Origin of the sequence: Xylanibacter muris, from assembly GCF_013166605.1 — a bacterium.
In the GTDB taxonomy this organism is placed as follows: Bacteria; Bacteroidota; Bacteroidia; order Bacteroidales; family Bacteroidaceae; genus Prevotella; species Prevotella muris.
Genome location: NZ_JABKKF010000006.1, coordinates 134,700 through 158,108 on the forward strand (window position 1 = coordinate 134,700; position 23,409 = coordinate 158,108).

18 protein-coding genes, 1 other RNA gene and 2 pseudogenes are annotated in these 23,409 nt (G+C 48.0%); 10 read left to right on the forward strand and 11 right to left on the reverse strand.

Going from position 1 to position 23,409, the window contains the following annotated elements; all coding sequences use genetic code 11:
* Nucleotides 1-229: 229 nt before the first annotated feature.
* From HPS56_RS08030 to HPS56_RS08040, 3 genes and pseudogenes are all read right to left on the reverse strand, one after another.
* The gene (locus HPS56_RS08030; RefSeq protein ID WP_172275634.1) at nucleotides 230-2,320 is read right to left on the reverse strand and encodes a type IA DNA topoisomerase; all 2,091 of its coding nucleotides are present in this window, start codon (nucleotides 2,318-2,320) and stop codon (nucleotides 230-232) included.
* 59 nt (nucleotides 2,321-2,379) lie between these two features.
* Nucleotides 2,380-3,849 (reverse strand): annotated as a pseudogene (locus HPS56_RS08035) (DUF3945 domain-containing protein); the annotation flags it as partial.
* Between the two features lie 207 nt (nucleotides 3,850-4,056).
* Nucleotides 4,057-4,413: a helix-turn-helix domain-containing protein gene (locus HPS56_RS08040; protein WP_172275635.1), complete on the reverse strand. Its 357-nt coding sequence runs from the start codon at nucleotides 4,411-4,413 to the stop codon at nucleotides 4,057-4,059.
* Between the two features lie 208 nt (nucleotides 4,414-4,621).
* Between HPS56_RS08040 and HPS56_RS08045 the strand changes: the two genes are divergently transcribed.
* From HPS56_RS08045 to HPS56_RS08055, 3 genes and pseudogenes are all read left to right on the forward strand, one after another.
* On the forward strand, nucleotides 4,622-4,915 hold the full coding sequence (locus tag HPS56_RS08045; protein ID WP_172275636.1) for a helix-turn-helix domain-containing protein: 294 nt from the start codon (nucleotides 4,622-4,624) through the stop codon (nucleotides 4,913-4,915).
* A gap of 30 nt (nucleotides 4,916-4,945) precedes the next feature.
* Nucleotides 4,946-5,251: pseudogene (locus HPS56_RS08050) on the forward strand (helix-turn-helix domain-containing protein).
* Between the two features lie 57 nt (nucleotides 5,252-5,308).
* Nucleotides 5,309-6,322: a DUF2971 domain-containing protein gene (locus tag HPS56_RS08055; protein WP_008151631.1), complete on the forward strand. Its 1,014-nt coding sequence runs from the start codon at nucleotides 5,309-5,311 to the stop codon at nucleotides 6,320-6,322.
* A gap of 107 nt (nucleotides 6,323-6,429) precedes the next feature.
* Here HPS56_RS08055 and HPS56_RS08060 read toward each other — a convergent pair whose 3' ends face one another.
* Both HPS56_RS08060 and HPS56_RS08065 read right to left on the reverse strand, forming a co-directional pair.
* Nucleotides 6,430-6,792, reverse strand: a complete 363-nt coding sequence (locus HPS56_RS08060) for a virulence RhuM family protein (RefSeq protein WP_009016622.1) — start codon at nucleotides 6,790-6,792, stop codon at nucleotides 6,430-6,432.
* Nucleotides 6,793-6,804: 12 nt separating this feature from the next.
* Nucleotides 6,805-8,040 carry a site-specific integrase gene (locus tag HPS56_RS08065; protein WP_172275637.1) on the reverse strand — a complete coding sequence of 412 codons (1,236 nt, stop codon included), beginning with the start codon at nucleotides 8,038-8,040 and terminating at the stop codon, nucleotides 6,805-6,807.
* A 357-nt stretch (nucleotides 8,041-8,397) separates the two neighbouring features.
* Here HPS56_RS08065 and HPS56_RS08070 point away from each other — a divergent pair, with 357 nt between their 5' ends.
* On the forward strand, nucleotides 8,398-9,819 hold the full coding sequence (locus tag HPS56_RS08070; protein WP_501981707.1) for a sulfatase-like hydrolase/transferase: 1,422 nt from the start codon (nucleotides 8,398-8,400) through the stop codon (nucleotides 9,817-9,819).
* Between the two features lie 78 nt (nucleotides 9,820-9,897).
* Here the strand turns inward: HPS56_RS08070 and HPS56_RS08075 are convergent, their stop codons facing one another.
* Together HPS56_RS08075 and rnpB are read right to left on the reverse strand one after the other, a co-directional pair.
* Complete coding sequence (locus HPS56_RS08075; RefSeq protein WP_172275638.1) at nucleotides 9,898-11,217, reverse strand: YihY/virulence factor BrkB family protein; 1,320 nt, start codon at nucleotides 11,215-11,217, stop codon at nucleotides 9,898-9,900.
* A gap of 53 nt (nucleotides 11,218-11,270) precedes the next feature.
* Nucleotides 11,271-11,642, reverse strand: an RNA gene (gene rnpB / locus HPS56_RS08080) — RNase P RNA component class A.
* A 238-nt stretch (nucleotides 11,643-11,880) separates the two neighbouring features.
* Between rnpB and HPS56_RS08085 the strand changes: the two genes are divergently transcribed.
* The 6 genes from HPS56_RS08085 (at nucleotide 11,881) to HPS56_RS08110 (ending at nucleotide 16,985) form a co-directional block, all read left to right on the forward strand.
* Nucleotides 11,881-13,329, forward strand: a complete 1,449-nt coding sequence (locus tag HPS56_RS08085; protein WP_172275639.1) for a Do family serine endopeptidase — start codon at nucleotides 11,881-11,883, stop codon at nucleotides 13,327-13,329.
* 325 nt (nucleotides 13,330-13,654) lie between these two features.
* Nucleotides 13,655-14,518, forward strand: a complete 864-nt coding sequence (locus tag HPS56_RS08090) for a sigma-70 family RNA polymerase sigma factor (RefSeq protein ID WP_172275640.1) — start codon at nucleotides 13,655-13,657, stop codon at nucleotides 14,516-14,518.
* Between the two features lie 56 nt (nucleotides 14,519-14,574).
* Nucleotides 14,575-15,033: a hypothetical protein gene (locus HPS56_RS08095; RefSeq protein WP_172275641.1), complete on the forward strand. Its 459-nt coding sequence runs from the start codon at nucleotides 14,575-14,577 to the stop codon at nucleotides 15,031-15,033.
* Nucleotides 15,034-15,197: 164 nt separating this feature from the next.
* Nucleotides 15,198-16,133 (forward strand): hypothetical protein, encoded by a 936-nt coding sequence (locus tag HPS56_RS08100; protein WP_172275642.1) that lies wholly within the window; start codon nucleotides 15,198-15,200, stop codon nucleotides 16,131-16,133.
* Between the two features lie 10 nt (nucleotides 16,134-16,143).
* A complete protein-coding gene (locus HPS56_RS08105; RefSeq protein ID WP_172275643.1) occupies nucleotides 16,144-16,605 on the forward strand; it encodes a S24/S26 family peptidase in 462 nt (153 codons plus the stop codon).
* Nucleotides 16,606-16,715: 110 nt separating this feature from the next.
* A complete protein-coding gene (locus HPS56_RS08110) occupies nucleotides 16,716-16,985 on the forward strand; it encodes a PqqD family protein (protein WP_172275644.1) in 270 nt (89 codons plus the stop codon).
* A gap of 90 nt (nucleotides 16,986-17,075) precedes the next feature.
* Here HPS56_RS08110 and HPS56_RS08115 read toward each other — a convergent pair whose 3' ends face one another.
* The 4 genes from HPS56_RS08115 to HPS56_RS08130 form a co-directional block, all read right to left on the reverse strand.
* Nucleotides 17,076-18,392 (reverse strand): aminotransferase class I/II-fold pyridoxal phosphate-dependent enzyme, encoded by a 1,317-nt coding sequence (locus tag HPS56_RS08115; RefSeq protein WP_172275645.1) that lies wholly within the window; start codon nucleotides 18,390-18,392, stop codon nucleotides 17,076-17,078.
* A gap of 7 nt (nucleotides 18,393-18,399) precedes the next feature.
* Entirely contained in the window at nucleotides 18,400-18,987 is a 588-nt protein-coding gene (locus HPS56_RS08120) for an indolepyruvate oxidoreductase subunit beta (RefSeq protein ID WP_172275646.1), read from the reverse strand.
* Nucleotides 18,988-19,001: 14 nt separating this feature from the next.
* Complete coding sequence (locus tag HPS56_RS08125; protein ID WP_172275647.1) at nucleotides 19,002-20,597, reverse strand: thiamine pyrophosphate-dependent enzyme; 1,596 nt, start codon at nucleotides 20,595-20,597, stop codon at nucleotides 19,002-19,004.
* 264 nt (nucleotides 20,598-20,861) lie between these two features.
* Nucleotides 20,862-23,279: a glycoside hydrolase family 2 TIM barrel-domain containing protein gene (locus tag HPS56_RS08130; protein WP_172275648.1), complete on the reverse strand. Its 2,418-nt coding sequence runs from the start codon at nucleotides 23,277-23,279 to the stop codon at nucleotides 20,862-20,864.
* Between the last annotated feature and the right edge of the window lie 130 nt (nucleotides 23,280-23,409).

The following is a 23,409-nucleotide window of genomic DNA, read 5'->3' on the forward strand; positions in this document are numbered from 1 at the left end:
TTTAGTGGATTGATAATGACGGGGATAATCGTCTGAAAAGGAGAAAGAAAAGGCACTCGGTATCCCTCCGAGTGCCACCACTAAATCCAAAGTATGAGTGTAATCCGGTATCGAAGAACAATTCATTACTCTGAACCAGTGGCAAAGGTAGTGCAAATCGAAGACAATACGAAATAAACCCCGTTTATTTCTATTGTTGAGGTGCAGCCTACTTTCTCAAAAGTTAATACTATTTCTTCCGTCCTGAAAATTTCTTGGTCGTTTTCCTTTCCGGGAACACGAAAGTCGTGTTATAGTCCCCGTCAAAGGTTACTATGGCATCGAAGCTCTTGCCCTGCTTGCTTTTGAAGCCTTTGAGCAGCTTCGTATGCCCGTCGGTGAGCAGGTCTTTGATCTCGTCGTCGGAAAGGGTGCGGTTCGCCTTCAGGCGGAACACGGGCAGCCCGCACTCCGCGTTGTCGCAGCGTACCACCTTGCCGTAGAACTGCATGCTGCCCGTCCCGCACTTGGGACACTTGCAGCCGGAATCCCTGCGGGAGAACAGCTTGTCGCACGAGAGCAGCTCGGAGGTGATTTCGCGTGTGTACGCCTCTATCTCCCTGCGGAAGGTGTCGGCGGGCAGTTCCTCGCGCTCGATGCGTGCCAGATTCTTCTCCCATTCGCCCGTCATGGCTACGTCGGCGATGCGCATCGTCTTCACGACCGAATAGAGGGCAAGCCCTTTTTCTGTCGGCACAAGCGATTTCTTGCAGCGTTCCATGTAGCCGCGCTTGAAGAGCGTTTCGATAATCGCCGCACGGGTGGCGGGCGTGCCGATGCCGCAGTCCTTCAACGCCTGACGCAATGCGTCATCCTCTATGTCCTTGCCCGCTGTTTCCATAGCGGACAACAGTGTCGCTTCGGTATGCAGCGGCTTGGGTTTGGTCTTTCCCTCCGTGATGGAGCAGCCTTTCAGCGTCAGCATATCGCCTTCCTGCCAATTGGGGATGGCGGTTTCTTCCTTGTACTCCTCGCCATAGACGGCACGCCATCCGGCTTGCCTGATGACGCTACCTTTCACCGTGAACTCCACTCCGGCACACTCCGCCGTGACGGTGGCGGTGTCCTTGACGCATTTTTCGGAGAAAGCCTCGATCATGCGTCCGGCAACCATCTGATAGACGATGCTGTCCTCTTTGGAGAGGAACAGCGGCTTCTCGCCCGTGACGAGCAGGGCGTGGTGGTCCGTCACCTTGCTATCGTCCACGCTTCTGCGTGTCGGGACGCATTTCGGCTGCACCTTGCCTCTCCATTCGGGCAAAGCCCCGATGAAGGCGAGCAGCTTGGGGATTTCGGCGAACACGTCTTCGGGTATGTAGCGGCTTCCGGTTCGCGGATAGGTGATGAGTTTCTTCTCATAGAGCTTCTGTGCGATTTCAAGCGTTTGTTCCGCCGTGAAGCCGTGCTTGGCGTTGGCTTCCTTCTGGAGCGTCGTCAGGTCATACAAGAGCGGTGTTTCCTCCGTCTTCTCCTTGCGTTCGGCTTTCGTGACGGTAGCTGTGCCTGCCGACTTCACCTTATTATATAGTTCCGTCGCAGGCTCTTTCTCTTTCCACTTTTCGGAAGAGGAAAACTTCACCGTTCCTTCATCGCAACCGTCCGTTGCGATATGGAGCTGCCAGAAGGCTTCGGGGGTAAAGCGGCGGTTCTCCCAGTAGCGTGCGCACACCATCGCCAGCGTGGGCGTCTGCACCCGTCCGACTGAGTAAGTGCCATGTCCGGCGGCGATGGAGAGTGCCTGCGTGCCGTTGATACCCACGAGCCAGTCTGATTCGCTCCGCGCTTTGGCGGCAAGATAGAGGTTGTCGTATTTGCCGCCCGCTTCGAGGTTGCGCAAACCCTCGCGGATAGCCTTGTCGGTAAGCGAGCTTATCCACAGGCGCACGAAAGGAGTAGTGCATCCGGTATAATGGTAGAGGTAGCGGAAGATAAGCTCACCCTCGCGTCCGGCATCGGTCGCCACGATGATCTGTTCGCTTTCCTTGAATAGCCGGGTGACGGTCTTGATCTGCGCCACCACGCCGCTGTCGGGCTTGTAGCCTTTCTCCGTCTTTACCTGACGGGGGACGAGCGTGAAGGTGTCGGGGATGACGGGCAGGTTGTCACGGACGAAGCCGCGTATGCCGTAGCCGTCGGGCATGGCAAGCTGCACGAGGTGTCCGAACGCCCATGTCACGGCGTAGCCGCCTCCCTCGAAATATCCTTCCTCTCTCTTTGTCGCGCTCACGATGCGGGCGATCTCACGTGCCACAGACGGCTTTTCTGCAATGATTGTCTTCATATTCTTCTGTCGTTTTGAATTTTACAAATGTTACTTCGGATTTAGTGGCGGACACCGGATTACATCTTCATGCCCTTGTTGTTTTTCTTCTGCGGCTTCTCCTGCTGCTGTTGCTGTGCGGTGTCCTTCGGGGCGGTCTGTCCCTTCCGCAACGGCTCCTTCAGGTTCTTGGTAGCCTCGTTGGTCTTGCCCTCGCTGTTCACCGCCACCTGCGTGCGGCTCTCGTTGGACGGGGCGACCTTCTGCGCGTTGTCGGGGTCGGTGTCGTAGCGGTACGGGCGTCCCTTCTCCGGGTTGAACCTGATGTACATCGTGGCGTGGAAGCCCTGCTTGTCGGTCACGTTCTCCAGTTTCACGGCTCTGCCCGCCACGTAGTCGGCTTTCTGCTGTTCGGTGAAGTCCACACCGCTCCATTTGCTGATGGGGCGGATGCTGCCGTCGGTGTTAGTCCACGTGTTGCGGCGTTGCTCCTTGTTCGTGTTGGCTGTGTTTTCCGTACCTTGCGCCTGTTTCTCCTTATTTTCCTGCGTCTGGGCGGCACGTGGCGACCTGCCGGTTCCCGGCACGAACTCCACGCCGCGCTGCTCCACGTTCACTTGCAGGGTGGTGACGAACTTCCTGCCGTCCTTGCGCTCGATGAGCTTGTCGCGCACGGGCAGCCCGGCACGCAGCATGTCCTGCTCCTGCTTGGTGATTTCCGTCTTGCCGATGCGTTCCGGTATACGCACCTTGTTCGCCGGGATGTCCGTGATTTCGTTCGTCTTGCGGTCGATGCTGACGAACGAGGGGATGATCTCGCCCGTTTCCCTGTCCACGAGGTCCACGACCCTGCCGAGGTTGCCCGTTTCGCGCAGGTTCTTCCGGTCATCGTCGGAGAACTTGTGTTCCTTGTACTCGTCGAGCTTCTGCTCCTTGCGGATGAAATGCGGCACAAGGCTGACGTTGCCCTCGCCGTCCTTCCTGAAGGAGAGGCGGGCGTCCAGCTCGAAAGCCTCTCCGCCGAAATTGGGCGACACCCTCACCAAGTCGGACTTGCCGTAGTTGAGCATCCTGTTAAGGTCGCCCGACTTTTCAAGGTCGTCGCGCTTCACGCCCCATTTCTCCTCCAACTCCTGCCAGTTGATCTTGCTCTCGTCGATGGACTGGTAGCCCCGGTTGCCCTGCGTCTGCTGCGGGCTTTCCTGATTCTGTTCGTTTTTCTGTTCCATTTCTTCCTGTTTTTTAGGTTCGTCATCTTGTTTCTGTTCCGGTTGTTCCTGCTTTTCGGCGGACTGCTCCTCCTGTACTTTCTTTTCGTAGCCGGAGGTGTCCACCTTGTGGGGCGCAAGCATCTCCTTGTTGCCGTCGGGGTCTTTCAGTAAGTCCTTGATAACCTCCAGCAGTTTGTCGGCTTGGTCCGCCGCGACACGGTAGAAACCGAAGCGGCTGGGTTCCTTGCACTGCCGGAAGAAGTTCTTGAAGAAGTTGTCCAGCACGTCGCCGTGCCGGTCGAATTGCAGGAAACTCTGCGCGTTCTCCGCTTTCGCGGGGATGCTGCGGTAGCGTTGCAGGGTGCGTTTGCTGATCTGGAGCAGCATGCACAGGTCTTGGTTGTCGAAAAGCCTGATCCCGTCCATCGGGTTCGGGGCTTTGCCGGACGGCTGCATGGATAGCAGCATCTCGTCCTGACGGTCGAGCCGTTCCATCACCTTCTGCATCCAGTTCTCGAAATTGTTGCGGGTAAGCAGTTCCATGTCCTACGTCCTCCTTCCTTTGGGGCTGCCGCTCGTGCGCAGCGTGTGGTTGCGTTTCAGCTGTTCCGGTGTCGCGGCATCACCCGTGACGGTGCTGTCTTCGAGCAGGCGGTCGATTTCCGACTGCCGGTAGCGGCACTTGCCGCGCAGCACGACATAGGCGATGCGCTGTTCGCTGCGCATGCGCTGGAGGGTGCGGCAACTCACGTTCAGCAGGTGCGCCGCCTCGCGGGTGGTGAGCAGCCTGTCGGGGGATTCTTCCTTCCTCCCGCCGGAAACGGCACGCACGTGTGCCGCTATCTCGGCTATCTGTTCCGTCAATGCGGTGAAGGCGGAACTTTCCATCGTTATCACTTTCATATTCAGTCCTTTCTTTTGGTTTATGCGGCAAAATTCGGCAATAAACCAAAGGGGCTTTAACAGCTCACTACGTGGCTCACGTAAGATTTTTACGGATAATGACTCCGTAACCCGGACAGACGGCGCAACAAGCTGCCTTTTAGTGGGAAATGGTGCGTGTTCATGGCGGCTTCGTTACCTTTGCGGCAAACTCTGAAATGTTTTGCTTATGGAAATAGTATCTATCGAGAAAAAGACCTTCGAGATGATGGTGGCGTCCTTCAACGCCCTCGCGGAGAAGGTAGCCGCCCTGAGGCGCAAGAGCGATGGAGGGCGGCTGGAAAGATGGCTCACGGGCGAGGAGGTCTGCGGGCAGTTGAGAATCAGCCCGCGCACGTTGCAGACGTTACGCGACAAGCGGCTTATCGGCTACTCGCAGATAAACCGCAGGTTCTATTACAAGCCGGAAGAAGTCAGGAGACTGATTCCGCTTATCGGTACGCTCTATCCCGGCGGCAGATAATCTTATTATTCACCCACTGAATCCAAAGTTATGATGAACGAGAACAACGATGTTTTTACACTGGAGGACGAGCCGCTTGCCACAGTGGTGCAGAATATGCGCAAAGGCTCTAAATAGCTCTCCGCATTTTTGGAAAGTTACCGTCCGCCGCTGGACGGGGAACGTTACCTTACGGACAGGGAGGTGGCGGACTTGCTCCGTGTCAGCCGCCGCACCTTGCAGGAGTACCGCAACAACAGGGTGCTGCCCTTTATCCTTTTGGGAGGGAAGGTGCTTTACCCCGAATCCGGGTTGCGTGAGCTGTTAGAGGTGAACTACCGCAAGCCGCTGGAATAATGTTCTGGCATTCCGGAATAAAATGCGTACCTTTGTAGTTAAAAATGAAATACCATTATGCTTCGGAGTGAATTTGCAAAATTGTTAGAATCCACAATAATTCCTGAAGGAATAGAGCAAGAGGACATAAAATCTCGAATCTATCCAATAAGTGCAGCATTGATGTCAATGTTGCCGCAAAAACTGTATAGATATAGGAGTTGTTCAACATTAAACCTTGATGCTTTTGATAAGGATTTGGTTTATGCTGTTACTGCTGATAAGTTTAATGACCCCTATGACACTCTTGTTTATTATAGTTTGGATAATATTCAAGAGCAAATGAGAGCCTGTTGTACAGAAGAATTTCTTGAACAATTCAAACAGATACTTGAAAATAAAGATTTTGATTTTCCTCCAAGTGTAATCCAATTTTTCGGAAAAAACAATTTGGCAGGTTTAAAAAAACAGGTAATATCATGTAATGGTATAAATCCATTGAGATTAGCTCTTTTTAGTGCTGCAATGGAAAACATATTGAAAGAAATCCTATTAAAAATGGGGGATACATTAAAGATCGTATCTACGATAGCATGTTTAAGCGAAAACATAGATTCTGTTATAATGTGGAGCCACTATGCCCAAAATCATGAAGGGTTTGCATTGGAATATGATTTAAGGTTCTTATTAGAACAAGGAGAAATGAATTGTTGTATCTTGCCTGTTATATATGATAACGACCGTTTTGATGCAAATAGCTTTATTCAATGGTATATAGCAAAGAGTTTGGGGCTGGATGTTAAAAATATAGATTCACTATCACATTTGAAAATGGCTATTCACAAATCCACACAGTGGGAATATGAAAATGAATGGCGTATTATTCATTCCGAGAAACAACCTGCCACACATTCTCGTGCAACAAGCCTGAAAATTGTTCCTAAAGCAATCTATTATGGAGAGAGAATTTCAAATATCAACAAGAAAATATTGCATTATATAGCACAAGAAAAAGGAATTGCGGAATTTGATATGTACATTGATTGTGGCTCATTAAAGTATGAGATGTTATATAAGCCATCTCAATTTTGATACCTCATATTCTTTAACAAATAATTCGTATATTCCAAATTGACTATCTTAAAGTTAAAACGGACAGCTTGATGGTTGTCCGTTTTTAATTGATTGTCATCGTCTTTTCAGCAGTAACCGCCTTTTCCGCTATGTACGAATACCATGTAGGCGATATGCTTGTCTTTTGCGAGTGCCTTGTCCATCAGCCAGCGGCGGAAAAGATGGGCGTGGTAGGTGTTCAGCCGAAAGGCGACAGGGATGATGATTTCCAGCGAATACACGTCGGCTGAAAGCCCGTTTTCAAGCCGCATGTAGCGGCACACCTCGTAGTCGTTCAGCACGTCCGGCTTGCGGACGGCTCTGATGGCGGCGTTCACTGCCGGGACGCCCGTGTGGAACAGTCCGGCGATTTCTGTGGCGGTCATCCATATCTCGTTACCAGTTACGCTGACCGTGTTGTCCTCTATGATAATTATATCACGTTTCATGGCTTCTCTGTTTTAGATGGTGCAACCTGCAAATTCCTCGATGCCGTTCAACCTTGCCGCAAGGTTCTCCATGTCTTGGTTGAGCTTCTCTTTGGTGATTTTTGCGTATATCTGTGTAGTCTTTATGCTCTTGTGTCCCAGCATGGAGCTTACCGTTTCGATGGGTACGCCGTTGGAGAGGAACACCGTCGTAGCTGCCGTGTGGCGGCTCTGATGCCATGTGATATGCTTGGTGATGCCGCAACGTTTGGCGACGGAACGGATTCCGGCAAGGCACGTGTTGTAGTGGGGAACGGGGAAAATCCTGCCGTTCCCGCACAGTCCCCGGTATTTGTCGATGATGCGCTTTGCGATGTCGAGCAGGCGGATATTGGATACCACGCCCGTCTTCTGGCGGTTGATGTTTATCCACTCGTGTTCGTCGAAGTAGGTATGGATGTTCTCTTCCGTCAGGTTGCGCATGTCGGCGAACGACAAGCCCGTGAAGGCGCAGAACAGGTATAAATCACGGTAAAGTTCCTGCTTGGCGTTTTTCAGCCTGCCCTCCATCAGCAGCCGGATTTCCTCTTTCGTCAGGAAACTGCGTGTCGTTTCCTCCTTCTTGATTTCGTACTCCCGGAACGGGTCGCGTGTGAGCCACTCGTTGTTGATGGCGATGAACACCATCGTCCGCAAGGGGCAGACATACAGCCACACGGTATTGGTGCAGCAGTGCTTGTCCGTGCGCAGGAACATCTCGAAGTCGGAGATGAAGGCGGGCGTAAGCTCTTTCAGCGCGATGTCCTTCACGCGGTAGCGGATGGTGAGGAACTCTTGCAGGTGCTTGTAAACGGTCCTGTACTTCAGGAGCGTGCCTTTGGCTTTCATGCCAGCCGCCACCTGTTTCTCGTAGTCCTCGTTGTGCTGGCGGAACACCTGCATCAGCGTGTGGTAGCGGTGTTCCAGTCCGAGAAAGGCGTTCTTGACCTTCTCCGCCGTGACGAAGTTGTCACGCTCCATGATTTCCTGATAATGTTTGTTGATGCGCACACGCATCTTGTCGAGCATGCGGTTCGTTTCGAGTGCTGCCGAGCTTCTGCCCGTGACACGTCCCCCTTTGGTGTCCCACAGCTTGGGATCGACGGTCAGTTTACAACTGAACTGCGTCTGGCTGCCGTCCACCGTGATGCGTCCCATGACGGGGACTGTCCCGTCCTTTTTCACTACCTGACGTTTGAGGTAGTAGATTACTGAAAATGTACTCTTCATCGTCCTTAATTTTTTTAGGTTCAAAATTAGTTGGTGAAGAGTCCGGTGTCGGTACGCAAAACGGGGAGGAACGGCGCAATCTTTTTTCGTAACCGGATTTATTGCGTGGGTTGTCAGTAACTCACTAATCTTTAACGCCTTGTTTCGCTATCCGTGTCCGTTTGTCGCCCTTTCGGGCATGGTTACGGACAAGTAACGTAGCGGCGTCCTGATTTGGCTTCAGCGGTGATTGCGATGGCTTCACGAATAATCGGAAACCCGACTGAAACCCTTGTAACTCAATTCTATCACTATATCTTTCCGCATTTCACTTTTTTGTAGTAACTTTGCCCCCTCATATTTACACAATCTTAAATTATGAGCAAGAAACATCACAATATCCGGCACAGCGGAATAACGGCAATGACTGTAATCCTGCCTATGGCCGCAAACGCAACCGACAACAACACTATGACAAAAGCCACACCAGAAAAGCCGAACGTAATATTCATCCTGGCCGATGATATGGGATACGGCGACCTTTCATGCTATGGCAGCAAGTATGTGAAAACTCCCAATATCGACAAACTTGCCGAAACCGGCACAAGATTCACACAGTGCTATGCCGGCTCAGGCATCAGCTCGCCCTCAAGATGCGCGCTGATGACCGGGAAAAACACCGGAAACACTACCATACGCGACAATACATGCCGCGCAGGAGGTATAAAAGGCATAAAGATAAGCCCGAAAGGAGACACCACATACGTCAGACGCGCAAACATCCTGCCCGAAGACACAACAATAGCCACCGTACTGAGCGCAGCCGGCTACCGCACATGTCTTGTAAACAAATGGCATCTTGACGGATACAACCCGGAGGCATCACCAATAAACCGGGGCTTCAACGAATTCTACGGATGGCTCATAAGCACCGTGGAGTCAAACAGCCCGTACTATTACCCATACTGGAGGTTCGACAACGGCAAACTAATAAACATCAAGGAAAATGAGCACGACAAACACGTAAGACACAATACCGACATATCCACAGACGATGCCATAGCGTTCATCAACCGCAACAAAAACAACCCGTTCTTCCTGTATCTTGCATACGACGCTCCGCACGAACCGTTCATAATAGACAACACTGTATGGTACGACGACGAACAATGGGATATGAACACAAAGAGATATGCCTCGCTCATAACACACATGGACGAGGCAATAGGACGACTGCTCAAGGAACTCGACAAACTGCACCTCAGGGAGAACACTCTGGTGATTTTCGCCTCTGACAACGGTGCGGCAATACAGGCGCCTCTCGAGGAACTTAACTGCAACGCAGGATTCCGCGGCCGCAAGGCACAACTATACGAAGGAGGCATCCGTGTGCCGTTCATAGTGAACCAGCCGGGGAAAGTACCCGTACAGAAACTGAATAACATAATATACTTCCCCGATGTGATGCCCACACTGGCAGCCCTTACCGGCGCGACAAAACATCTGCCGCAAAACATAAACGGAATAAATGTACTCCCGCTCTTCTACGGCCGCCAGACAGATACAGACAACAGGCTGCTATACTGGGAGTTTCCTGGAAAACAAAGAGCCGCAAGGTTCGGTGACTGGAAATGTGTTACAATAAAGAAAAACGCACCGCTCGAACTCTACAACCTTAAAGACGATGTGGGCGAGCAACACAACCTTGCAGACAAATATCCGGAAAAAGTGAAAGAGTTCGACAGGATGATGAAGCAGGCACGCAAACCGTCGCCAAACTGGCCCGACAACGAACAGTAAATACAGTTTTCCTCCTCCCGCCGTTTTTCATCCATACTTTAACGGTGAGAGGAGGAAAACCCGCAAAGGCACTATGCCCTAAAAATCCTTAAGAAGTATTTTCCGTGACGCCTTAAGATAACTGCCCCTTAAATCAAGCGCTTTCATAAAAGCCTGACTCTTACAGTTATCCAACGGAAGGCTTATATTCCACTTACCAACAGATTCAAGACGGGCCACCATGACACCGACACTCAAGTTTGAGGTATTCTCATAAGGCACAAAACGCGAAAGCTCGCCCTTCTCGTCTGAAACAATCTCGATAAGAAGCTCTGCATCTATCAAATCATACATCAAATCATTCACTATGCGTATAGGTATGCCAACGACACCGCTCACCTCAAAAGCCGTATAAGGATTCCCGCCCTTGTCAAAACGCCTGCACACCGCTCCCATAATCATGGCGCACAGCAACAGACGGTAGCGGTGGCTTATATTGCCGGTGTTCATGCTGTAGTCATAATAATCCAAATGCTGGTTTGTATAGCAAAGCTCGGCTCCGAACAGACATATCGTCCATGAAATCTGAACCCATAGCATAAACAGCGGAAGCGCTGCAAAGGAACCGTATATAGCATTGTAGCCCGAAACCCACATCTGTGAATGTATATAAAAGAACTGCAAACCCTGCATGGCAACACCGGCAAGGATACCCGGAACAACGGCACTGCGCAACTGAACGTGTGTATTAGGCATGAAAACATAAAGTCCGATAAACATCGCCGACATGAACACGTATGGAATAAGGTCTATGAGAAACCTTACCGCAGGCCCGAGAAGAATCACGTCAGGAAGCCTGTCGGCAACAGTCGCCACGAAAATCGACACGCCGGACGTCACTACGATTATTATCGGAAAAAGAACAAACATAGCCATATAGTCCGTAAAGGTACGGAAGATGCTGCGCTGTTTCTTCACCTGCCATATACCGTTGAACACACTCTCGACATTGCTTACCAGCATAAGTACGGTGTAAACCATAAACACAAGACCTATCCCAAGAAAGACACCGCTCTTTGTATGCACAAGATAGCTGTTGACAAACCCGATGATTACATCTGCCGCCTGAGGCTGCGACTGGAACGCGTCGCGAAACCACATCTCTATATACTTATTGTATCCAAACCCTCTTGCTATGGCAAACACCACCGCAAATATCGGAACTATGGCAAGCAAAGTTGAATAAGTAAGCGCAGCGGCTGAATTTAACACACGCTTGGTGGTGAAGAACCTCACCGCCAAAATCAGCTTTTTCAACACATCCAACAAAAAATAACGGAACGGTGACACATCCTTTGACGATATCGCCCATATATCCACTTGAATAAAACGCTTTATGCTCTCTATTTTCTTTTTCATAGGCACAAACTTAAGATTATAGAATAACTCTTCCTGAAAACAATGAAAAAAAAGAAAGCACTGCCCCTATAAGCCGGGTTCTGTTCCGCTGTGCTGACACAACGGTGTCTGCCATTTATCTAATCCGTATGTCACCATACGGCTCAAGCGTTCTACCCTCCACCGGAATAAGTCGGGCGGGCAACCCTCAGACGGTGGTATACATGAACTTGCAGCCTCCAGACGGTACAGCCCGACGGTCACCCGACGGCCGGTGGTCTCTTACACCACCTTCTCACCCTTACCAATTCAAAAGAAAAGGCGGTTGTTTTCTTCTACCTTAACCTACTGTCGCCAATAGCTTCCATTTTCAGAAGTGGAGCACCCTGCGCTGCCCGGACTTTCCTCCCGCACTAAAAAATGCCGGCGGCAGACCGGAGCACTGCTTTCGTTGTGCAAAGTTAAGTAAAATTCCGGACTGTACGAAAATAATAAGAAAATATATCATCCCTTTTTCATTTTTTCATTATTATCACCCAAACAGATAATTGCCGTTAACAGCAATATGGAAACTGTTAAAATGCGACAAATTATCACGACAATCTGTCATAATATGAATTTTTGACTCTATATTTGCATCGCTCAAAACGATTGGAATATTAACACATAAATAAAAACAAAGGAATGAAAAAGATTGTAAATTATCTCGCCCCTGTATTATGTATGATGACAATTATGTTTTCGGTAGCATCATGCAATAAGGCAGACGCAGCAACTCCGGCAGGACAACCGGTTGACCTGACTTACGCGGCAGAAAAATCACTGCCGTCTGTTGTTCATATCAAATATGTTCAGAACAGCAAGGTGAAGACAATTGACGTTCAAAGCGACCCGTTCAGCGATTTCTTCTCTGACCCATTCGGAGGATTCTTCGGAGGAGGCAACAGAGGAGGCACACAGAAACGACAGGTCCAGACTCCCAAAAGAACCGCAACCGGCTCGGGAGTGATCATATCGGCAGACGGATATATCGTAACAAACAATCATGTGGTCGAAGGTGCTGACGAATTGACAGTAACACTGAACGACAACAAGGAATATTCGGCAAGAATCATCGGCACGGACAAGACTACCGACCTTGCACTCATAAAGATTGACGGCAAGAATCTGCCGGCAATTGTCATAGCAAACAGCGATGACATAAAGGTCGGTGAATGGGTTTTGGCAGTAGGCAACCCGTTCGGCCTCAACAATACGGTAACAGCCGGTATAGTAAGCGCAAAGGCACGTTCGCTTGGAGCAAACGCTGTAGAGTCATTCATACAGACTGACGCAGCCATCAATTCAGGAAATTCCGGTGGAGCACTGGTCAACACACGCGGTGAACTTGTCGGCATCAATGCCATGCTATACTCTCAGACCGGCTCGTACAGCGGCTACGGATTCGCAATACCGACAGCTATCATGAACAAGGTGGTTGACGACATCAAAAAATACGGTTCCGTACAAAGGGCCCTCCTCGGTATCGCAGGAATTGACGTGAAGAACTATGTCGACGTACAGAAAGAACAAGGTAAGGAAATAGACCTCGGCACTATGGAAGGCATATATGTTGATACCGTTGAAGACGACTGTGCGGCTTCCGATGCAGGCATACAGAAAGGTGATGTCATTACAGCCATTGACGGACAAAACGTGAAGAAGATGGCCGAGCTTATGGAGATAATGTACAAGAAACGTCCGGGAGATAAGGTTACCATCACTTACCTGCACAACAAAAAGGAACAGAAGAAAACTGTAACCTTGAAAAACGAACAGGGAAATACAAAAGTGGTGAAAAATGCAGACCTCGATGTGCTCGGGGCATTCTTCAAGGAAATCACCGACGCACAGAAAAAGCAGTTGAACATCACTTACGGTGTGGAAGTAGTGAAAGTCAACGGAGGAAAACTGAAAGATGTCGGAGTAAGCAAAGGCTTCATTATCCAGAAGATAAACGGTGAAAGCATCAAGACACTCGATGACCTTCAGGAAATAGTGAAGGAAGCGTCCAAAAAAGAACCTGTGCTCTATATTCAGGGCATTTATCCCACAGGAAAGAAAACATACTTTGCCGTACCGCTTCAAGAATAATATTTGTAATGTGAAATAAAAACGTGAACCGATAGGAAGCGTTACTTCCGGTAAGGATTGAAACAACAGGCCACAGCACTGCAAAAGTCCGTCATAAAGACTCATGCAGTGCTGTCCTTTTCTTATAAACATAGAAACGATACGACACACATGCCTTCCATGAATAGGCGTCACATCCTTCTAAATAATCTACAACAACAAAAATAATGTACATATATTTAGATTTGGGTTAATAATATTTTATTCACAAAAATAGAACTTGAAATATTTGGCTGATATTTTATTTTTCTATAAATTTGCAATTTAGCATTAAATAGGATACAATATGAGACAACTAAAAATCACAAAGTCGATTACTAATCGAGAGAATTCCGCTCTTGATAAATACCTTCAGGAAATAGGCAAGGAAGAGCTTATATCCATAGAGGAGGAAGTGGAACTTGCCCAGCGTATACGCAAGGGCGACCGTAAGGCACTTGAAAGACTTACCAAAGCAAATCTCAGATTTGTTGTCTCTGTTGCAAAACAATACCAAAACCAGGGACTAAGTCTTCCGGACCTGATAAACGAGGGTAATGTAGGCCTGATAAAAGCAGCCGAGAAGTTCGATGAGACAAGAGGCTTTAAATTCATATCATACGCAGTATGGTGGATACGTCAGAGCATTCTTCAGGCCATTGCCGAGCAAAGCCGCATAGTAAGACTGCCCCTTAACCAGGTCGGCTCGGTGAACAAGATAAACCGTGTACTGAATGAGTTCGAGCAGGAAAACGAAAGAAGGCCGTCCCTTGAAGAAATATCCGAAAGAGTTGATATTCCTGAAGATAAAATCGGAGATGCGATGAGAGTCAACAGCCGCCATGTATCCATGGACGCCCCATTCTCCGACAGCGATGAGAACAGCCTTCTTGATATCATGGTCAACGAAAGTTCCCCTATGGCTGATAAAGAGTTGGTGCTCGAATCTCTGCGGGCTGAGATAAACAACGCGTTGAGCGTATTGAATGAAAGAGAGAAAAACGTGATTGAAGCATTCTTCGGAATAAACCAGCCGGAAATGACACTTGATGAAATCGGGAAAAAATACGGCCACACACGCGAAAGGGCAAGACAGATAAAGGAGAAAGCCATAAGAAAGTTGCGTAGCAGCACAAAAAACAAAATGCTAAAATCATATCTCGGACAATAAAAAGAATTATTTTAAAGTATTGTAACCAATTCTTAATACAACCCAAATACAAGTAAATGAAATATTTTAAGTATCTGCTGACTGCTGTCTTCATGACAGCAGTTGCAAGTTTTTCAGAAGTATCGGCAAAGGAAAAAGTAGTACCGAAAGTATACATGTTCGGATTCTCCGCATCATTCAACGATTCTACAGTTTATTTCACTGACATACAAACAGTGGACAACGCATGGATTGAAACAAAGGAGAAATTCCTATTGGGACGCGAAAGCTACTCATACCAACTGAAAAACTACCTTGCCGGCACCATGAGACAGCCTGACAGAACGTGTATTGTCATATATGCACAGAAACGCAAGGATGTTGAAAAGAAATACATGAAAATGAAAAAGAAATACACCGTCAAGACCAATGGCAAATATGACGTGAAATACATCAACGCAAATGAGTTCAAGTTCAAGACCGTAAACATGAGTTCCGAAGAGGAAACCGTAAGCGTGGATTCATTCAATCAATGAAAATCATAAGAAACGGCAGCATTTCCATTGATGAAAGAATATATTCCATTGCCACCAAAGGCAATCAACATAAACAAGAGACCAACTTATTCTACCGGACTTAGGCTGTCCGGAAAAAGCAACGGACAATAATAAAGAAAAAGATTATCAACCGGGATATATACATGGAAGAAACTTTTTTCTACAGCATTGCAGAATTTAACTGTAGTATCACATTCGCTGATACTACAGTTAATAGTATTCAGCTACTACCCTCATTCAAATCATTCAGCACAGACTTATCCTCCTCTGACAATACAACAGACTGCAGTACGAAGAATAAAACCGGAACAACTCATGAAACACTTTTCCGGCTTTACATTGACGACACCACAGCTCCGGCAAAGGAAAAAGAACTTATAAGAAACTTCGATACAGGAAATGGCGACACCATGGTATTCAATCTTCCCGACGGAGGCTATCAGTTCATAATAAAGGATCTCCATGGAAAAAGTTGCGCCTTGCTTATCACAAACAGCAAATTTACAGAATGCCGGTGTGCGCTTAAGGGAGACACAAGTATGCGGATATTCGGACTGAACAGCGCGATAATGCTTATATTCGCATACGCGGCAAGTTTCCACGATACTCTGCTAATACATGCCTCATGCGTCAGAAACAACGGGAAAGCCTTTCCTTTCATAGCAAAAAGCGGAACAGGAAAAAGTACACACAGCAACTTATGGATGAATTACATTCCGGATACAGACCTTATCAACGATGATAATCCGATAATAAGGATTATTAATGACACGCCCTATCTATACGGTTCACCATGGAGTGGGAAAACACCTTGCTACAGAAACGTAAAGGTGCCTCTCGGTGCCATTACAAGGATTGAACGCGCACCGGCGAACAGTATAGAAAAACAACCTGTACTACAGGCTATGGCATCCATTATGCCGTCATGCTCGTCAATGAAATGGGACTTACAGATAAACAACAATATATGCGACACCCTGACAAAACTGTTGGCAACAATCCCCGTATTCACCCTACGCTGCCTGCCTGACAGGGAAGCTGCGGAATTATGCCATAGAACATTGAATGCATATCAATAATCATCCTCCTATGACATACAGCATTGACATAAAGCACAAAAAGATTTCCAACAGCCGTTTTCTTCCGGAAGTCATAAGAATGATCGGCAACGGACACTCCGTGACAATTCCCCTCAAAGGATACAGCATGAGACCATTCCTTGAAGACGATCGCGACAAAGCCATACTATCCAAGGTCAGAAACCTTAATATAGGAGACATTGCCCTTGCGGAGATAAGTCCGAAAACATACGTGCTTCATAGAATAATTGGAATAAACGGGGATAATGTTGTCTTACGGGGTGACGGAAACATTGCATGCGAACACTGCAGACTATCGGACATCAAAGCCATTGCCACAGGTTTTTACAGAAAAGGGAGCAACAAGCCATGCCTTACTTCATCAAGAAAATGGAAAGCATATTCATGGATATGGACAAGGCTCTACCCCATACGCCGCTATCTGCTTTTCATATATCGCATAACCTTATAGGGCAGGAAATGCCAAACAGGTATACAGGAGTTACAGCATTGTAAATGCGACGCCATAGCTTTTTATATTGACAATAAATTAAAGATTTACATAAAACAAAAAGAAAAAAAATGAGAATAAAGAAAGGTTTCAAACTTCGCAATATATGCGGAGAAATGATAATCGTTGCGGAAGGCTCTGAGAACATCGACTTCAGCAGGATAATATCAATGAACGAATCGTCCGCATTCCTATGGCATGCAGTGGAAAACAAAGAATGTTTCGATGCCGCCACGTTGTCGGAATTACTACAGGAAGAATATAAAATAGAAAAAGCCACAGCAGACATTGACGCAAAAGACATCATTCAGCTGTGGCTTAAAGCCGGCATCATAGAATAAAAACAGTCTTCGGAAAAGATTTCCGCAAAAGACAATAATTTTCACCTACAAAGAAAAAATATTCTTTCTGCAGAACCGTAATGGCTGTATTTACCGTATGGGATTATTCTCACGGAATATAGCCATTCTTTTTTCAAGTGCCTCATACTGGCTTTCGCGTATAAATGAAGTACAGACACGAAGGCCCTCCTGATGAGACCCCGTAGTAACAAGACATATCGCGCTGACCCCATAATACAGCAGTTCATGAGCAAGGCGTCCGCCCGTCATCCCAGGATATCCTATCGTGAAATAAAAGCCGTCTGCTATAGGCTCATCCAAATCATTGGCATAGACAATATAAAATCCATGACGCAGGAATATCTCCTTCATCACCTTTGCACGTTCTGCGTAAACAGATGTTTCCTTACGGAAATCAAACGTTCCTTCGGAAGCAGCCTTCAACATTGCAGCCATGGCAAACTGCGCACTGTGGCTCGTTCCGGAAGACAAGGCATACAGCATTCTCGTGGAATACACAAGGCCGAACGGAAGACCGTCATAACGTTCCGACAATAGCGGATAATGACAGTAGAAGAGCCCGTTGCCTATACAAGCCACGCCTATACGCTCACCGGCATAACTGAATGCCTTGGAACCGCTTATAAGAATTATATAATTATCAGTATATCTTGCCACTGTAGACTGATATGGAGGCTCAAACGGACGACTCAGATCCTTACGGAAATCCATTGCAAAATATGCAAGGTCTTCTATTACCACTGCTCCATATCTATCGGCCAACGCTCCTATAACTTTCAGTTCGTCATCATTAAAACATATCCATGACGGATTATTCGGGTTACTGTATATTATTGCACAGATGTTTCCCTTTTCCAAATAGCTTTCAAGCTTTGCCGCCAGTTTATCTCCACGGTAGTCATAAACATCAAATGTCTCATATTTCACCCCCATCACCTGCAACTGCATCTTCTGTACAGGAAATCCAGGGTCGATGAAAAGCACCGTGTCTTTTTTTACATCACACTGCGAACATGTGAGAAAGGCGGCGTATGTACCCTGCATCGAACCACACACCGGCACACATCCTTCCTCATTTATATCCACCCCGATGAATGCCCTCACAAACTGTGAGGCAGCAATTTTCAGCTCCGGCAATCCCTGAATATCAGGATAACGGTTGGCAATGCCACTGCCAAGAGCCTTTATCTGGGCTTCTGTTCCTACGGCTGCGGCAGGCAACCCCGGAATTCCCATCTCCATCTTTATAAACTCCACACCGGACTTCTTCTCTGCAAAAGCGGCAATAGCCTTCACCTCACGTATCGTGGCACGGGAAAAATCCTTTATGCCAAAATCATCTATCGCCCCGTCTATAAGACCTTTATCTATAGGTGTATTACGCATAACAATACTATTTTACAGTGTTATTCAATACAGCCTCACGGCCGATAGCCATTGCCTTGAGATTAGCCTCAACCACAGTTTCTCCTTTCCTGCCGAAAACACTTCTTACCGCATCTTCGAGCTTGGCATATTCTATACCGAGAGCCTTTTGCGCCGCCCCGAGTAAAATCATATTGGCAGAGCGCGGAATGCCGTTATCCTTTGCCATAGCCTCAATATCCAGCGTCACCACATTGTCAAGCATGGCATAATCTCTTTTCAACTTATCGGATTCCGGATAGTCGGGGATATTTACAAACGGGGCTGAAGATGTTATTATCCACCCGTTTTTATTCAGATACGGAAGATATCTCAACGCCTCCATAGGCTCCATGGATATTATCACATCAGCCTGGCCCATTCCTATAAGGTCGCTGTTTATCGGCAACGACGATATGCGCAAATTGCTCTGCACGTCTCCTCCGCGCTGCGACATTCCATGCACTTCGGCCTGTTTGATATAAAGTTGTTCTTTCATGGCAGCCTCTCCTATGACAGTTGCAATAGACAGTATTCCCTGTCCGCCTACGCCACATAATACAATATCTGTCTTCATTGTCGTGTCCTCCCTTATTTCTTTTGCTGTTTCAAATGTCTTTTCAGTGTCTGCATACATTCCCTGCGCGGTATTATTACGCTAAGTCCGTGATACTCGATCTCGCGACGAATGGTTTCCTTTATCTCTGCCATATTCTTAGGCAACGGCACAACCACCTTAAGGTGTTCTTCATCCACTCCAAGGCCACGGCAAATAGCTTCAAACTTATTTGTTCCGGCACTGTCCTGCCCTCCCGTCATGGCAGTAGTTAGATTGTCGCTTATTATCACAGTGATGTCCGCTTGCTCGTTTATGGCATCAAGCAGGCCCGTCATTCCGGAGTGAGTGAAAGTAGAGTCACCGATGACTGCCACAGCAGGCCATTGTCCGGCATCTGCCGCTCCCTTTGCCATTGTGATACTTGCCCCCATGTCTACGCATGAGTGTATGGCATTATATGGAGGAAGGAATCCGAGCGTGTAACATCCGATATCTCCAAAAACCCTTGCGTCAGGATATTCTTCAAGAACTTCATTAAGAGCCGCATATACATCACGGTGGCCGCATCCGTTACACAAAGCCGGAGGACGCGGCACAACATCCTCACACGGAGCGAAACCTTCCATACACGGCAATCCCAAAGCCCGACGCATAAGGTCAGGATTCAGCTCGCCAGTACGCGGCAGTTCCCCAGTAAGGCGTCCTTTTATCATCGCATCACCGGGCATTATTCCCCTCACCGCCTCTTCTATGAACGGCTGTCCTTCTTCAGCGACAAGCACAGCATCACACGCCGCCGTCATTCTTCTCACCAATTCTTTCGGCAACGGATAACGGCTTATCTTAAGCACAGGGTAAGGACATCCGTCGGGATAGCATTCATTTAGATAATTAAAGGCAATACCACTGGCTATAACTCCAAGGCTGTGATTCGGAGCATCTATATATTTGTTGTAGATACTGTCGGCAGCCTCCTGTTCAAGCATTGCCTGCTGCCCGGTAACAAAGGCATTGCGCTTACGGGCAAAAGCCGGCAGAAGCACCCAATCCTTTGCCCGGGCATTATAGTTCAATTTATTTTCCTCACGCGGAACATCTACAGTTTCCACCACGGCCCGAGAATGCGCCATACGTGTAGTGACACGCATAAGAACCGGGAGATGCACCTTCTCGGAAAAATCAAATGCATCCGCCATCATATCGTATGCCTCCTGCTGATTGCTGGGCTCAAACATAGGTATCATTGCAAACTTACCGTAGAAACGGCTGTCCTGTTCGTCCTGAGAGGAATGCATCGAAGGGTCGTCGGCCACAAGGACCACAAGTCCGCCGTTTGTTCCTGTCATTGCCGAATTCACAAACGGGTCGGCACAAACATTAAGTCCAACATGCTTCATGCAAACCATAGCACGCTTGCCCATAAAAGACATGCCGAGAGCCTCCTCCATGGCTGTCTTCTCGTTTACCAACCAACGCCTGTGCACGTTACGGCTCTCCGCCAGCGGGGAATTTTGAATATACTCAGTGATTTCTGTCGATGGCGTACCAGGATAGGCATATACTCCGCTCAGCCCGGCATCCAATGCGCCTTGAGCGATAGCCTCGTCGCCTAACAATAATTTCTTCATAATCAGACAAGTTATTTTTAATTATGGTAAAAAGGATTAGTTAAACTGTTTTCCGGAATGTTTCCAAGACACACCGGTATCATTCACAAAAATACGGATTTATTCCGATAAATCCAAGCTATAAGACAAATATTTTAAAAGCCCCATCCTTAAACAGTAAAACAACGTATAAAACAAGGTAAAGACATCCGTTGAAGAAACATATAAAAGAAGGTGCCGGCTTTAATGCCGGCACCTGTTGAAATAGTATATATGACAATGATTCTATTCCGCCACAGAAAGCATCACGGTCTTGGATGTCTTCAGTCCGTCAGCAGATGCGGTCAGAGTCACCTTGCCCGCTTCTTTCTTTGAGCGGAGTATAACTGTTGCCGTGCCTTTATACAGGCTCCGGCTGTTGCCTACGGTAAGTTCGTCACTGGCAAGATTTCCGTTTATGACACCGACAATCTCTGCCGGTCCCGACACTTCAAACCTGATTTTGTTATCGGATGTCTGTACGCGCCGGCCTTTGGAATCAACGGCACACACACGGACATGCTGCAGATCCATTCCGTCGGCCTTCCAGTCCTTATTGTCTGCAACGGCAGCAAGTCTCTTTGCCTCACCTGTGGTCTCTATCTTATGACGGGCCACAACCTTTCCTCCCTTACGGGCCACGGCCTCGATATTACCCTTCTGATAGGCTACGTTATCCCACCTTATCTTGTTTCTCACCTTGGGATTGTTGCGGTCATTCTTCCTCACCCCGATAGTCTTGCCGTTTACAAGAAGCTCCACCTCGTCGGCATTGGTATATGTATAGAGCGACATCTTGCTGCCTTCCTTACGGTTCCAATGATCAGACATGGTCTGTGTTCCCACCTTCACATCATTCCACACCGTGTTGTCATCCTTGTCAATGATACCGATATGCACTATCGGCTCATTCTCATTGAAGATACTTCTGAGGAAGTATGCTATCGGTTTCGGCTCAAGGGAAATATCAAACACGCCCTGTGTCCATCCCTTTGCCGGCCATCCGTGTGACTCACCGAGATAGTCTATCATACCCCAATATGCAAGACCTATCACCTTGTCGAGATCCATCTCATAATAGTTCGGGCCCATTGCCGCCGTATTTGCCTCGCTCTGATAGAACATCAGGTGCGGGAAACGCTTGCTGTCGCCAGGGAAATACATATATCTATAGTTGTATGCGGCTATGTCCGTCTCCAATACAAGCGGTGCCGGCAGAGAGTCTGTCTTAAGGTTGCGGCCGCGCGGATGCATGGCCACGGTGACAGGACGCGTAGTGTCATAGCGGTTGAGCAGCACTTTCTGCAGACGGTATGCGGTGACACCCCAGTCGGCGTATGGAAGGTCCCAATATGTCTGAAGCTCATTCCCGAGACTCCACATAACTACAGACGGATGGTTGCGGTCGCGTTTCACAAACTCCGGCACGTCATACTGCCAGATATTCTCCCACGCCGTACGACCGCCTGCAAACTTGGTCAGCCATTTGTCATAAAGCTCGTCAACTACGAGGAAACCGTATTTGTCGCATAAGTCGAGGAAAGACTTGCTGTAAGGATTATGCGATGTGCGCACATGGTTGAAGCCGAACTCCTTAAGCATCTGCAGACGTTTCTCTATCGCACGCGGATATACTGCGGCACCAAGAGCACCGAGAGTATGGTGGTTGGCTATACCTTTCATTATAACTTTCTTTCCGTTGAGCTTGAAACCGAACTCCGGAGAATATTCAATCTTACGCACACCAAAATTCTCTGTCACCATATCAGCAACGCTTCCATCCGGACGCAACAGTGTTATCTGTGCCTTGTACAGATATGGGTCCTCACAGCTCCACAAATGGGGATTGCTGATGGTTATGCTGTCTATTGGATGCTCGTTTATCTTTTGTCCGCGGTTGAAGTCAATATCCTTTGTCACATCATACACCGCATTTCCCAAGGCATCGATAATCTTTGTATTCACCTTCAGCTTATTTGTTCTCAGATAGCATGCAATCTCAGCCTGCACCTTGACAGAAGCCTTTCCTGCCTCAACCACAGGGGTCGTGATATACAGCGGATGGCGTGTGAAATACATCTGCGGATCCGTAACAATTATGTTTACATCACGGAACAGACCTCCTCCGGTATACCAGCGTGAGTTTTCCGGCTTCTGCGTATTCGCCTTCACGGCTATGACGTTCTCCTGCGAAAATTTCAATTTCTTTGTTATGTCTATTTCGAAGCCTACATATCCATATTCGGTTCCGCCTATTCTCTCTCCGTTCAGATATACATCTCCCACAAGCATTATACCCTCAAAATCGAGCACGATACGTTTGCCCTTCCAAGAAGCATCGGGAGTGAAACTCTTACGATACCACCCGATTCCCATTTCCTTGAATCCGCGTGAGCTCAAACGGCTCTTTACGTTGCTTGCCGCATCACTGTTGTCTGCCTTCTCATCCTTTGCCGGAGGAACCCACGGCTGTGAAATCTGGAAATCGTGCGGCACGTCCACAGACTGCCATCCTTTGTCGTTGAATCCCGGAACCTCACATCCGGCAACGTCGCCTGCATGAAAGCGCCAGTCGAAATTCATCGTGCGCACTATACGCGCATCATCGGCCGAGACGGTCAGAAAAGCCATCAGAGCGCTAAAGATTAATGATATTTTTTTCATTATAAAGTAGTTTGGTTGATTATTGTCTTAGCTTAATAACTGCGAAAGCCGGAGAAAACGCTCATCTACCGTGAATTTGTAATAAACGAAAACGGACTTTATATCCCGAAGCCGGCTTAACGTTTGCAAA